This is a genomic window from Paenibacillus brevis (assembly GCF_018919145.1).
Lineage (GTDB): Bacteria > Bacillota > Bacilli > Paenibacillales > Paenibacillaceae > Fontibacillus > Fontibacillus brevis.
In genome coordinates, this window is sequence record NZ_JAHLQJ010000011.1 from 12,282 (window position 1) to 26,458 (window position 14,177).

Here is a 14,177-nt window from a genome sequence, read left to right on the forward strand (position 1 = left end):
TTATCATTGCGTAAAGTATTTTTTTGTCGTATCATATTTTTAATTGAAAATCTATTGGCAATGGAGAGAAGAATGTGACGGTAACCATTTACGATGTGGCACGTGAAGCGGGCGTCTCGATGGCTACGGTTTCCCGGGTTGTGAACAACAATCCGAATGTGAAGCCGCAGACTCGAAAGAAAGTCTATGAAGCGATTGAACGGCTCGGATATCGCCCGAATGCTGTGGCAAGAGGCCTCGCCAGCAAGAAGACGACCACGGTAGGCGTGGTCATTCCCGATATTTCCAATTCGATTTTTGCGGAAATTGCACGTGGTATCGAGGATATTGCGAACATGTATCACTACAACATTATTTTGTGTAACGCCGACAAGAAGAAGGAGAAGGAAATCCGTGTAATCAATACCTTGCTTGAAAAGCAGGTGGACGGACTTCTGTTCATGGGCGGCACCGTAACCGAGGAGCATCTTCAGGCGTTCCAGACCTCTGCGGTTCCGATTGTTCTGTGTGCGACGAGTGAAGAGCACGATACAATTCCTTCTGTCGACATCGACCATGAAGCAGCTGCATTTGATGCGGTGAGCACTTTGATTCGTCATGGTCATCGCCATATTGCAATGATCAGCGGTACGCTCCAGGATCCGGCGAACGGATATGCCCGGTTCCAGGGTTACAAGCGCGCGCTGGAGACGGCGGATATTCCGTACGATGAGGATTTGGTCCGAATCGGCAATTACCGCTATGAATCCGGTGTCGAGGCTATGAAGTACTTCCTCGGCTTCAAGAAGCGGCCGACGGCAGTATTCGCAGCCACAGACGAGATGGCAATCGGTGCGATTCACAGCATCCAGGATGAAGGCTTACGGGTTCCGGATGATTTCTCCGTAATCAGTGTTGATAACATTCGCATGGCTTCCATGGTTCGTCCGCAGCTTACAACCGTAGCGCAGCCGATGTATGACCTTGGCGCGGTAGCGATGCGTCTGTTGACCAAGCTGATGAAGAAGGAAGCGGTGGACAACCCTCGGGTTATTTTGCCGCATGAGACGATCTTGCGTCTGTCTGTAAGTCACGTGTAATTAATAGCTGTACAAATTAGAGAAAATTATAAAGACAAATATATGAAAAAGGTTAACACGGAAAAAAGCTCCTTGCATAAGGAGCTTTTTTTGGAATTTCATAAAATCTGACATGATCGAAGGAGCGTGAATTGTGGTAGTGGCAACACTTGGAATCATAGGTGCGATGGATGAGGAAATTCAGCTTTTACTACAGGGCTTGGAAGCAACCGAGACCTTTAGCTATGCGGGCACTTCTTTTAGCAAGGGAAATTTTCATGGTAAAGAAATTGTGGTATGCAAGTCCGGAGTCGGAAAGGTGAACGCGGCAATGACCGCCCAATTGTTGATCGACCGCTTCGATATCGGTGCCGTGTGGTTCACGGGTGTGGCGGGTGCGGTGGATCCGTCGTTGGAGATCGGAGATATTGTGATCTCCTCCTCTTGCCAGCAGCATGACATGGATTGCTCGCCGTTGGGATATCCGGTTGGAGTAACACCATATCAGGAGGTATCCGATTTTCCCGCCCACCCGCCGTTTATCGCTCTTGCGCAGCAGGCTTGCGAGAGGGTCTGCACGAGTAGCAGCTATCTCACAGGCCGGGTGCTCTCCGGGGATCAATTTATCGCCGATTCAGCGCTCATCAAGCAATTCTTTGAAGAGATGGAAGGCGCCTGTGTGGAAATGGAAGGTGCGGCTGTGGCACAAGTATGCTACCGGAACGAGATTCCGTATGTGATGCTCCGCTCCATGTCTGACAAAGCGGACGGCACGGCAAGCGAAAATTACTCGCAGTTCTCCGTAGAGGCCTCCGGCCGTTCTTATGAGATTATAGCAGATATGCTTGCTAATTATGAGGGCTGATCGTTCGCTGCTCCTGAATTTCCGGATACTCCTGCATGGCAACCGCGAGGGTCTCGCGGTTTTTTGCTGTAATCTCCGCTTTCCGGGGAATCCCTTCCCAGTGAGACATATCATCCAACCAGTAGGCTGGCAGCTTGAACGACGTCTGCGGCTGCCATTTTTCGATCCAGGCGGAAGGCAGCGGCAGGAGAGGAGATGACGTCAGTAGCTGCTGCTTGAGCGAATGGTGGCTCATCTCCAGCCACAGCAGACTCCAGGCCCTGGGAACAACCCGCCAGATGTCGTAGCCCCCGCCGCCGATAGCGACCCAGCGGCCGCTGCAATAGGTATGGGCTAACTCATGAAGGATGTGCGGCATCTGGTTATAGATCTCCATGCTGCAATGGATGTGCGAGAGCGGATCTAATGCATGGGCATCGCAGCCATGCAAGCTTAAGATCAGGTCAGGCTTGAAGTGGTCAGCCAGCCTCCAGATCGACTGGGTAAAGCACTCCATCCAGGAGGCATCTTCGGTGTAGGGCTGGAGCGGAATGTTCACAGAGGCTCCATATCCATGGTGCTCCCCGCGTTCCGTGACGAATCCGGTACCGGGGAACAGATATTTGCCAGTCTCATGGATAGAATAGGTGCATACATCAGGATCGGAGTAGAAGCTCCATTGCACTCCATCCCCATGGTGAACATCTGTATCGATATATAAAACCCTCGCCCCATAGCGTCTCCGGGCATATTCGATTGCAACAGCGGCGTCGTTGTATACACAGAATCCGGCTGCTTTGGCAGGGAGTGCATGATGCAGACCGCCGCCCAGGTGCAGGGCGTGCTCACAGTGCCCGGACAGTACAGCTTCTACCGCGGTGACGGTCCCGCCTGCAACATCCGCAGCAGCCTCATGCATGCCTGTAAAGTAAGGTGTATCTTCATCCAGCAGCCCGTAACGTTCCGCGCTCCGGATGATCTCCGGCTGTGGAGATGGCACACTCAAGGCTTTAACCGCTTCGATATATGCCGGCTGGTGAACCCATCTCAGTTCCTCTTCCCCGGCAGACCGGGATTTCAGTACATGTCCGTGCTCGAGAGCGCCTATGCAGGACAGCAGATCGGCGGTAAGCTCCAGACGAATCGGATGAAAAGGATGCTGATCATGAAAACGGTAATTTTCCGCTTTATCATGATTTATAAATAATGCTCTTCCGCTCATAGCCTCCCCCATCCCTTTTCCCATTCAAAACTTAAATTCTTAATAGTGCGAGTTCAAGAAGTCAGCTTTTCAGCACCGAGAAGGTTGCGAGAATCCGAAGAAGGAGGAACGGAGTGTAGTCAGACCTACAAGAGCGAAAGGCTTCCAAAGGAAGCATGCCTCGTAAGCATTCGCTTGGACTTCTAGGGTGAACGCAAGATTCGATGTCGAATCAACCCCTTGAATACACTTCGTGATCAAAAGATGACTTTTTGAACAACCTCTAATACATAAATCGCTGCTGAAACCGGATTCGGTCGAACTTTTCCTCAGACTCTATAGGGACCTCTTTACCTATGCGAACCATTAAGCAATTGGCAGGATGCGAGCAAATTTCCGGATCATCTGTAGCGTACCAGACCATTCCGACCGTCTGCATCAGCCGTTCCATCATTTTGCGGTAATCCCAGACGGAGAGTCCGCTTGTCTTTAAGTCCCAATGCCAGTAATACTCCGTAGTAAATACGATGTAGTTCTCCATTTGCTCCCCCTCGAATGCCGTTTGAATCATCCGGGATCCGATCTTGGAGGAGCGGTACGCATTGGCTACTTCAATGGCTCCGAGCTCAATCAAGTCTTCCATTCTGCCCTGAGACCACCGCTCCATCTCATCGGGATAATGAAAGGTAACGTAGCCGATAATTTCGTCCAGCACTCTTGCGAGAATGATTCGCCCCTCCCGCAACTCGGCGATCTCAATCAGGGCACTCCATTGTTCCTGGGGCCTTCGGAAGGCGTCCAAATCGGGATGCATTCGCAAAGTACGAAGATGGGAGGGGGATACAGGCCCCTCCAGTACGATTTCCTCTTCACCATAGGGCTGGGTGTGGCGGATATACGTTTTTCGATGCTCCATCCTGGCCGCCTCCTTGGCTCATTTCCCTCACTTATACCAAAAAAATCAATTCCTGAAAAGTATAGCCGCTTGCAGAGGGGTGTGCTATAATGTTCTCCGACATAATATTTTCACATTTATATCTTGACAATGTGATTTTAATATCAATTCCTGCTTCTTTCAAGCTCAATTTAGAAATTCTGCAATTTATGTTCTATTCAGATTTGAATCCGTTTTCATTGAAAGGAACAGCTTCAGGTTGAAGATCTTCAAGGGGAGGATGGAACAATGAGTCAATTGCAAGGAGAGATTATAGCTGCAGGAGCTGCTTCTTCCAATTTGGGCAATTATGAAGAGGCCTGCAGTCAATTTCATTGGGAAGACGTGGAGAAGCAGTTCACCTGGTATGAGACTGGGAAGGTCAACATGGCCTACGAGGCGATTGATCGTCATGTGGATGAGGGAAGAGGAGGGCGGATTGCCCTTCTGTATCAAGACGGTGATGGACGACAAGAATCCTATACCTTTGAAGAGCTCCAGGAAAAGTCGAACCAGTTTGCGAATGTGCTTCGAAGTAAGGGGATCTCAAAGGGAAACCGGGTATTTGTATTCATGCCTCGCAGCCCGGAGCTGTATATTTGTCTCCTTGGTATTCTCAAGATAGGAGCGATCGCCGGGCCCTTGTTTGAAGCCTTCATGGAGACAGCGGTTAAGGATCGTCTTGAGGATAGCGGAGCGGTCGCGCTTGTGACAACAACTGCGTTACTGCCGCGTGTACGGCGGGATGAGCTGCCGCTGCTGCAATATGTCTTTGTTGTCGGCGATAATGTCCAGAAGGAAGAAGGGATTCTTGACTATCACAGTGAAATGAATCAGGCTTCCACAAATGCGGAGATTGAGTGGGTAAACCGGGAGGATGGATTGATCCTGCATTATACCTCCGGTTCAACGGGAAAGCCGAAGGGGATCTACCATGTCCATAATGCCATGCTCCAGCACTATTATACCGGTAAAGTTGTACTGGATCTGAAGCAGGATGATGTATACTGGTGCACTGCCGATCCGGGCTGGGTTACAGGCACCTCCTATGGGATCTTTGCACCGTGGCTGCATGGCGTGACTAATGTGGTACGGGGCGGACGGTTCAGCCCGGGGGACTGGTATGACACCATTCAGCGCTATGCTGTCACAGTCTGGTATAGTGCTCCGACTGCCTTCCGGATGCTGATGGGAGCCGGTGAAGATATTGTAAGGGAGTATGATTTGTCCTCCTTGCGCCATGTCCTGTCTGTCGGAGAAGCCTTGAATCCGGAGGTTGTGCGATGGGGGCATAAGACATATGGACACCGGATTCACGATACATGGTGGATGACGGAGACGGGAGGACAGCTGATTTGTAATTATCCCTCCTTGCCAATCAAGCCGGGCTCGATGGGGAAACCTGTTCCCGGCATTCAGGCAGCTATCATCGATGACAATGGCAAGGTACTGCCGCCGAACCGCATGGGGAATCTGGCCATCCGCACCCCTTGGCCGTCCATGATGCGGCTTGTCTGGAACAATGCGCCCAAATTCGAGGAATATTTCCGAATTCCCGGATGGTACATTTCCGGAGACACGGCCTATATGGATGAGGACGGGTATTTCTGGTTTCAAGGCCGGATCGATGACGTGATTAATTCATCGGGGGAGAGGGTAGGCCCCTTTGAAGTTGAGAGCAAGCTTGTCGAGCATCCGGCAGTGGCCGAAGCGGGCGTTATCGGCAAGCCTGATCCGGTACGGGGAGAGGTGATCAAGGCATTTATCTCATTGAGGGAAGGCTATCACCCGACAGAAGAGCTGAAGGCAGAGATATCACGCTTTGTGAAGGAAGGCTTATCAGCACATGCGGCTCCAAGGGAGATTGAGTTCAAGGATAAGCTGCCGAAGACACGTTCAGGTAAGATTATGCGCCGTGTATTGAAGGCGTGGGAGCTGAATCTTCCGGCTGGTGATTTGTCGACAATCGAGGACTAAAAGGTTGAATATATGAGAATGGCTGTCTCAAGCTCTGTAGCAGAGCTCGAGACAGCCATTTTTTAATTCGCGATTTTGGCCGGTGCAGAAGGAGAAGATTCCCCAAGCGAATTCACAGCCGTTACTTGGACCCATCCGCCCTTGTCGCTCATAAAGCTGAATTGTGCAGTGGAGGAGGTGCCAAGCAGGTTAAATGGACCAGCTTCATGATCCGAATAGTAAATATTGTAGCTGATCACTTGATCCGCAAGGCTTCCGGACTGCCAAGTTACCGTAATGCTGTTGTCATGATTCTGTACGCTAACTTGACCTGGTGTACCCGGCGGCAGGAAGATTTCACCCTGCTGTTCCCCGGACGGATCGCTGCCGTTCCCGCTTCCTTCTCCGCCTTCCGAAGAGTCAGGGGAATTGGGGAACCAGTCATTGTAACCGACAATCGCACTTGGTACGGATTCTTTGCCTGCTACGTCAACCGCAGTTACATAATAGGAACTGCTGAAGCCGCCGTTGCCCGGATCCTTGATCACCGTATCTCCGCCGGTCAGTGCAACGCTTCCTGTGTATTGGAAGGTGCTTCCGTCAATAGACCGATAGAGCCTATAACCCACAACATCGCTTTCAGGATTCTTATCGAAGCTTACAACGGCTGCTCCGCTTGAGCTATCCAGCCTTACATTGGCTGGTGCGGCAGGAGGATTACCGTCGTCAACCCGTGGATCCGGCTCGCTAGGCGCATCTTCTCCGGCATCCTTTGGCATATAAAAGCTGAGCGACTTGTGATCCTTCATGACTTTAAAGGCGTTTTCGAGTTCTTCAATCAGCGTCTGGATCGGCTTTTCACGCTTCATAACGACCTTTTCGAGAACCATATCATCAGGCGTGGTCTCCTGAGGAACATAATTGACGCCTTCATAGGTGATGTATTTCATGCGAACCAATACATCGTCCGGTTCTGTAGGCACGAATTTCGAGTTGAAAATATCTGTAACCGTCTTGCCTGCCTGTCTTGTCAGGTCTGTCGGCAGCTTGCCGCTATAGCCGGACACGGTTGCACTGACGATGCCCTCAGGCTTGGCAAATTCGTTAGTAACGAACAGGTCGGGAACATTATCGGTCACTTCATTCATAACGAGTGCCCAGATTTTTCTGGCTCGGGATTTACCTGCATCAGAAAGAGTATTGACCGGCTCCTTGTAGCCAATCCAGATTCCCAGGGTCACATCCGGCGTATATCCCATGAACCAGACATCCGCATAATTTTGAGTCGATCCGGTTTTGCCGACCACAGGAATTTTTCCGTATTTGTCAAAATCGCTTTTAATGGATGACCCTGTTCCGCTTGTGATGACCGTACGAAGCATATCGGTCATCAGGTAAGCAGTCTGCTTGGAGAACACACGCTGCGGGTCATTCTCGTGCAGGTAGACGACATTTCCGTTGGAATCGGTAATCTTGGAGATCATATAGGCGTCATTGAACTGTCCGCCATTGCCGATAGCCGAATAGGCATTCGTCAACTCCTCAACGGATACTCCGTATTTCAGGCCGCCAAGCACCCCGGTTTGTGCCGAATAATCCTGCTCATCCAGAGTGGTAATTCCAAGCTTTTTCGCAAAATCCCACGCTTTATCGATCCCTAAGATGTTGTTGAAGATCTTCAGAGCGGGTACGTTGCGAGACTCGTTAAGTGCGGTTCGGGCGGTTACCAATCCCTTATAGCCTCCGCTTGAATTTACCGGAATGTGATAACCTTTCTGGTAATCGCGCAGGATGATCGGCGAATCGTCAATGATGCTCGCCGGTTGGATGAGTCCTTCTTCCATCGCTGGCAGGAAGGCAGCTATCGGCTTCATGGTGGAGCCGGGCTGCCGGACCATCTGGGTGGCATAGTTCATTTGCTCTGTATAGAAGTCTCGACCTTCAATCATGCCGAGGATGGCTCCGGTTGTATTGTCGATCATCATGCCGGCAACCTGTTCCAATCCCTTGGTCTCGCTATAAGGCGAGAAATTATTCGCATCGTCAGAGATTTTGTGCATGGAGTTATAGACCTTTTTATCAATCGTCGTGAAGACGCGGTATCCGCCGGTCAACAGCTCCTGCCTTGCCTCCTCCAGAATCTGAGAATTGTTGGACGCTTCTTCTTTGGTCAGATCCGGATTGTTGAGCATAGCAATGACGATGGCTGCTTGACGCTCTGTCTCCAGCATCAGGTAAGGGAAGGTATCATAAGCCTTCTTCGTCTGCGGAGCCAGGGATGACTTAATATCAAAGGCGAGTGCTTCATGATATTGAGACTCGGTAATTTTGTTCTCTTCAAGCATTCGCTGAAGCACCAATCGCTGTCTCTTCAGAGCACGGTCGAAGGCTTCCTGGTTGAATTCCCCCTTGCCATTGTAGGCCGAGTAGGAGGAGGGAAGCTGTGGAAGACCCGCCAGATAAGCGGACTGTGCAATATTCAGATCCTCTAGATTAGTAATATTAAAAATTCCTTTGGCCGCAGCCTTGATTCCATAGACCTGATATCCGTTGGAACCGTTGCCGAAGGGAACCTTGTTCAGGTAGGCGGTAAGAATCTCATCCTTACCCAAAAAGCGTTCCAGACGTAATGCAAGCAGAATTTCCTTGACCTTCCGGTTATCCGTCCGATCGAGATTCAGAAATACCCTTCGGGCAAGCTGCTGGGTCAACGTACTTCCGCCGGTTTGAATGTCTTCGTTCAGCAATCTTTGCTTGACTGCACGGAGGGTTCCCTTGAAGTCGATGCCGATATGCTCCCGAAAATGGTTATCCTCAATCGCGAGAACCGCGTCAATGACAGTGGTGGGAATTTCTTGATAATTAACGGGCCGGCGGTCCTCTTCCGAGCGAAGCTGTCCAATCGGCTGCCCATCACGGAAATATGCAAATCCGGTGATGGCATTGTAATTCATCTTTTTCTCAATATCAGCTTGGGACCGTATAGGTTCTTCCTTGACAATGGAAGAGACATATCCGAATACAGCGCCCCCGGCGAACAACCCCCCGGCAATGCCGAGCAGGAATAGCCATCCGAGAGTTGCCCAGACCCAGCGTCCGCGTCTTCGGACAGGCCGCGCTTTTTTCGGTTTCGATCTCCGCTTCTTTCCGGAGTTATTTTCATTCTCTTGAACCATGGATGTTCCTCCTTTTTAACCGTCCTCATTATAGCATAAATTGGCTTTTAAGTTTAGCTTTCGTGCATTTTTGACATCCTTCCGGAGGGTTATCTTTCCAGCTTCGTTTGCTTGTGGAGCTTGTCCGAAGGGGGATATTAACCGGAGAGGAGAAAGGGAATTTGCCATGCTTGTGATAAAATAGACAGGATTTTCGCGCGCGTGGGTCGAAAGTTCTATGATTTTATATAAATCTATTGTAGAATTGGATCGAGATACGATGATTTCTAATTGCTTAACCTAATAGGACAGATTTGTATAAGACCGAATGGACCTTTTCAGGCCCCCATTGGGTCTTTTTTTTCAAACAGCTGACTTTTTTGGAGGAGGAGTGATAGATGAAAAATGATAATGAGGAATCCGATATAATCCGGCGGGTGTGTATCGTTGTTTTGATGGTGCTGGCGTTCGTGAGCACGTTCACTCGCCTGCATCTCATTTTTGGGATCACCGTCATTTTTACAAACATTTTTCTTATTGGGCTTATTCGACTCCAAGGGATCCGGATCGGCATTCTGGCAGCTGCAAGCGCTTACGGAATCATGATTTTACTGAATGCCGCTCCGGCCTTTACACTGATCTTTTTCCTGGAGCTGCTCTGGATTGCAATTTGCATTCACAGAAATCAAGAACACATGCTGAAGCTTGATTTGTATTTCTGGTTTTTGGCCGGATTTCCGGTAACGGTGGCTGTGTTTTTCATAAGCGGCTCCTATACCATGATTGAATTTGCGCTTCTATTTGCAATTACGATGTCTAACGGCCTGTTCAATATTCTTACAGCTGATATGCTGGACTATTATGTCATTGGGAGAATCATACCTCCAGCAAAAGAATGCCGTCCTCCGATTCCGTTAAAGCGTGTATTATTCCATCTAACGGTCACAACCGTATCGCTCCCTTTTCTGATCAATCTGATCATTGGAGGCTGGCATTCTATCGATTCTTCCAAGTTGAATGCTCTTGAAACGGCGGACAGTACGGCTGACCGCATTCTAAGCGAACTTGAGCAGAAGGGGGAGGAGCGACTTCAGGCCGGAGATTTACAGGAAATCGCCTCCCGCTTCGCAATACCTGATCCTGATCTGCTCAATATCGTCATTGCAGGCAAGGAGGGGGCCGTATTGGCTGCCAGCGATGCGAGCTTATATACGAGCTGGAAGCTGACGGAACCGCTGAAGTCGGTCGAGAGCAGATTTGAGATTGACCTTCCTGATGAAATTTCTCTTCTTCCCACCGGACGCTGGCATGATGCGAATTATGTGTACATAGCGTCTTCGGACGCGCAGGATTTTCTGGTATCGGTCGTCTTACCGGTTATGCCTTACCAGACAGCCATTTTTCTGGAGTACATATATCAAATCCTGTACATGCTGGCCAGCGCATCCATTGCGGCTTGCTTGGCTCTGGGGATCAATGCCTGGCTTGAACGAAGCCTGAAACGGCTGGAGATCAATTCAAGCCATTTGCCGGTCAGGCTCAGGCAGATGGCTGTACCGGATTGGTCCTCCAGCGGCATTCTGGAGATTGATTCGCTAGCGCATAATTTCAGAAGAATGTCAGATGAACTGCTGAATAGATTCGAGGAAATGGAGTCGATGAATAGCCAGTTGCGCGTTTCGGAGGAGAAGCTGAAATATCTCGCTTACTACGATACGCTGACCGGACTGCCCAATCGGCTAAAGTTTCGTCAACGGCTCAGTGAAATGATCAGGGATGCAGGTCATGAGGAGAAGATAGCAGTCCTATTTGTCGACATTAACCGGTTTAAGGAAGTGAATGACGCCCTGGGACATATCTCGGGGGATTTGCTGCTGCTGAAGGTGTCTCTTCGCTTTGACCGGCTTGCGGACGAGCAGTGCGAGGTGTTTCGGCTGGGAGGGGATGAGTTCATTTTCCTGTACAGATACTTTCGGGATGACGATCTTCCCGAAATGGCCAAACGGATCAGCAGACTGTTTGATTCTCCGCTCGAGCTGGAAGGCAATTATATTTACATTACGCTGAGTATTGGAATCAGTATTTATCCGGAGCATGGGATTAGTCAGGATGAGATCGTTAGGAAAGCGGATATGTCCATGTATGCGGCCAGAGAGAAGGGAGCCGGCGGCTACTTTATCTTCAACAGAGACAGAGAGAATGTGATGAATGAAACCGTGCTTCTGGAGAACGGCCTAAGAACCGCTTTGCATGAGGAACAATTATATCTGGTCTATCAGCCTAAAGTGAATCCGCTAACAGGACGAATGACAGGCTATGAGGCGCTCATCCGCTGGAATCATCCCGAGCTGGGAGCGATTCCCCCGTCACGATTCATTCCGATTGCCGAATCCTCAGGCATGATTGCAGATATTGATTTCTGGATGCTTCGGGAAGCATGCAGACAAACGAAGGGATGGCATGATCTTAGAATTCATAAACTACCCATCTCTGTGAACCTGTCCACCAAGCATTTCTACCGGATGAATATCGTAGGCCGCATCCATTCGATTCTGCGTCAGACAGGTCTTGAACCGCATTATTTGGGACTTGAGCTTACGGAAAGTGTATTTATGAATCAGGCTGAACAGGTCGTTGAGGCCTTGGAGGAGCTTAGAAGAATGGGAATTGAAATTGTCATCGAGGAATTTGGAACCGGATATACCTCCTTAAGCAGACTTCGTCACCTGCCGATTTCAACCGTGAAGCTGGACCGGACCTTTTTTCATAATGGAGAAGATCTTACCGAAGATAATGCCTCTGTTGTGAAAGGAATTGCCGGCTTGGTTAACAGCATGGGGCTCAGGGTTACTGCGGAAGGTATAGAGACGGAAACAGAGCAGGAATTATTTGTAGAGTTGAATTGTGAGGAATTGCAAGGGAACTTTTTCAGTCCGCCGCTGGACTCCCGAAGTTTTGAAAGGTATGCTGTTGCGGAGCGGGAGGATCCCATAATAAAGAATAGTTAAGGATAGAGGGGACATATCCTTAGAATATAAAGGAACAGCCGTCCAAATGGACGGCTGTTCTCGTTATTAACGGTTGTAGAATTCGACGATTTGCTTCTCGTCGATGTCTTGGGACAACTCGGAACGTTCTGGCAGACGGATGTACTTGCCTTCCATAGCGTTGTCGTTGTACTCCAGGTAAGCTGGAAGATGCGAACGATTTTCCAGGGCTTCCTTCACGGAAGACAAGCCACGGCTTCTTTCGCGAAGACCAATTACGTCACCCAGGCTCACACGGTAGGAAGCGATATCCACTTTCTTGCCGTTCACTGTGATATGACCATGGGCTACCAATTGGCGTGCACCTGCACGGGAATTAGCGAAGCCAAGACGGTATACCAGGTTGTCCAGGCGGCTTTCGAGCAGGGCCATGAAGTTTTCACCGGCAATACCGGGTTGTTTTTGTGCATGTGCGAAGAGTGTGCGGAATTGCTTTTCACCCAAACCGTACATATGACGCAGTTTTTGCTTCTCCAACAGCTGCATACCGTAGTTAGAAACCTTTCTGCGTTGGTTAGGACCATGTTGTCCTGGAGGGAAAGGGCGCTTCAAGTCTTTGCCTGTTCCGCTCAAGGAAATGCCAAGGCGGCGGCTGAGTTTAAATTTAGGACCAGTGTAACGTGCCATTGTATAGGTAGACTCCTTTTTATCAATAATTTTCTGTGTAGGGTTCTACTTGCGCGGGTTTTGTTTGCGCGTGCGGAGGATAGATGTCCGCCCTCCGACAAGAAAGTTCAGCCGCTGTCTTGTCGGCAACAAAAACCGAGAGGGTGCTTCGCATGCGCTACGCCCTAATCAAGATCCTATCCTGATCTTTATCAACAATTAATATTATATGAACTGGGTCCATAAAGTCAAGAGCGGAATATGCATGAGCGTAATATGCATGCTCTCAATGTAAGATGGAGCGACGCAAACGTGCAGAAGGTGAAGAATGCGCCGGCAGACATGGAATGTTTGGGTTTACGAAAGTACATATGGTGATGGGTCGGGGATTTACAGCGACAAACATCAACATACATCAACAGCCTGTATAAGGGACACTTTATATTTTTTGCTGGGCGTCAAGCTTCTTTGACTTATGTCAAGGAACAGTTGGAACAGGCTCGTCCTTCGATTCGAGAGTGGGCGAATTATTAGAAGTCTATAACGTGTTTGGCGTTTGCATTCGGTTCAAATGGGGCACGAATGGTGTTCGCTGCAACGCGCTCAGACAATTTCAGATAATCTTAAGATATTTCTGCTAAATTGATTTGGTAAGTTGTAACTGGGCCCACAAAGGGGAGATCATCTTGTATACCATTTATCTTGTTGAGGACGAAGTCAGTTTAAATCAGCTCATTTGTTCATACTTGCAGCGGGAAGGCTGGAATGTCATTTCCTTTAAGGATGGGGAGGAAGCCAGACGTGCGATAACGCAGGAGCCTCATCTGTGGATACTGGATATTATGCTTCCCGGAATAGACGGCTATCAACTCATTCGCGAGATCCGTAAGGCAAACGAGTCCATTCCGGTTATCTTTATTTCTGCACGGGATTCCGATCTGGACCGGATTAACGGCCTGGAGCTGGGCAGCGACGACTACTTGGCGAAGCCGTTTCAGACGCGCGAGCTCATCATCCGCGTCAGCAAGCTGTTGGAGCGCGTTTATGGAAAAGCACTTCATACACAGTCTGCTGCGCCGATTGCTCAGGACGAATATCCGCCATATACGATTGATAGACAAGCCCGAATTGTGAGGGAGAATTCGGGAAAAGAAGTGGAGCTGACATCCAAGGAATTCGATCTGCTGGACTATTTTGTGTCGCATGCCGGATTGGTTGTGCAGCGCGAACATATTTTGAATGAGGTCTGGGGTCGGGACTACTTCGGCTCGGACCGCGTCGTGGACGATCTCATCTGGCGATTGCGCAAAAAAATGCCGGAGCTACGGCTGGAAACCTTATACGGCCTCGGATATAGGCTGGTGAAAAGATGAAGC

At 49.5% G+C, this 14,177-nt stretch carries 9 protein-coding genes; 5 read left to right on the plus strand and 4 right to left on the minus strand.

Annotated elements, in window-relative coordinates; all coding sequences use genetic code 11:
• Positions 1 to 74: 74 nt before the first annotated feature.
• Positions 75 to 1,079 carry a catabolite control protein A gene (gene ccpA, locus KQJ23_RS13495; protein ID WP_212941008.1) on the plus strand — a complete coding sequence of 335 codons (1,005 nt, stop codon included), beginning with the start codon at positions 75 to 77 and terminating at the stop codon, positions 1,077 to 1,079.
• A 133-nt stretch (positions 1,080 to 1,212) separates the two neighbouring features.
• Positions 1,213 to 1,923, plus strand: a complete 711-nt coding sequence (locus KQJ23_RS13500) for a 5'-methylthioadenosine/adenosylhomocysteine nucleosidase (RefSeq protein ID WP_346779400.1) — start codon at positions 1,213 to 1,215, stop codon at positions 1,921 to 1,923.
• Here KQJ23_RS13500 and KQJ23_RS13505 read toward each other — a convergent pair.
• Entirely contained in the window at positions 1,907 to 3,124 is a 1,218-nt protein-coding gene (locus KQJ23_RS13505) for an acetoin utilization protein AcuC (RefSeq protein ID WP_216479418.1), read from the minus strand. The two genes, KQJ23_RS13500 and KQJ23_RS13505, sit on opposite strands and share 17 nt — an antisense overlap.
• 262 nt (positions 3,125 to 3,386) lie before the next feature.
• Positions 3,387 to 4,019, minus strand: coding sequence for a GNAT family N-acetyltransferase (locus tag KQJ23_RS13510; protein WP_216479419.1), 633 nt, complete (start codon positions 4,017 to 4,019; stop codon positions 3,387 to 3,389).
• A 267-nt stretch (positions 4,020 to 4,286) separates the two neighbouring features.
• Between KQJ23_RS13510 and acsA the strand changes: the two genes are divergently transcribed.
• On the plus strand, positions 4,287 to 6,014 hold the full coding sequence (gene acsA / locus KQJ23_RS13515) for an acetate--CoA ligase (protein ID WP_216479420.1): 1,728 nt from the start codon (positions 4,287 to 4,289) through the stop codon (positions 6,012 to 6,014).
• Positions 6,015 to 6,076: 62 nt separating this feature from the next.
• On the opposite strand, the gene KQJ23_RS13520 is transcribed toward acsA, so the two are convergent.
• Positions 6,077 to 9,169, minus strand: coding sequence for a transglycosylase domain-containing protein (locus tag KQJ23_RS13520; protein WP_216479421.1), 3,093 nt, complete (start codon positions 9,167 to 9,169; stop codon positions 6,077 to 6,079).
• Between the two features lie 377 nt (positions 9,170 to 9,546).
• Between KQJ23_RS13520 and KQJ23_RS13525 the strand changes: the two genes are divergently transcribed.
• Positions 9,547 to 12,156, plus strand: coding sequence for a putative bifunctional diguanylate cyclase/phosphodiesterase (locus tag KQJ23_RS13525; protein ID WP_216479422.1), 2,610 nt, complete (start codon positions 9,547 to 9,549; stop codon positions 12,154 to 12,156).
• Positions 12,157 to 12,222: 66 nt separating this feature from the next.
• On the opposite strand, the gene rpsD is transcribed toward KQJ23_RS13525, so the two are convergent.
• Entirely contained in the window at positions 12,223 to 12,822 is a 600-nt protein-coding gene (gene rpsD, locus KQJ23_RS13530) for a 30S ribosomal protein S4 (RefSeq protein ID WP_044479201.1), read from the minus strand.
• 662 nt (positions 12,823 to 13,484) lie between these two features.
• On the opposite strand from rpsD, the gene KQJ23_RS13535 reads away from it, so the two are divergent.
• The gene (locus tag KQJ23_RS13535; protein ID WP_216479532.1) at positions 13,485 to 14,174 is read left to right on the plus strand and encodes a response regulator transcription factor; all 690 of its coding nucleotides are present in this window, start codon (positions 13,485 to 13,487) and stop codon (positions 14,172 to 14,174) included.
• Positions 14,175 to 14,177: the final 3 nt, after the last annotated feature.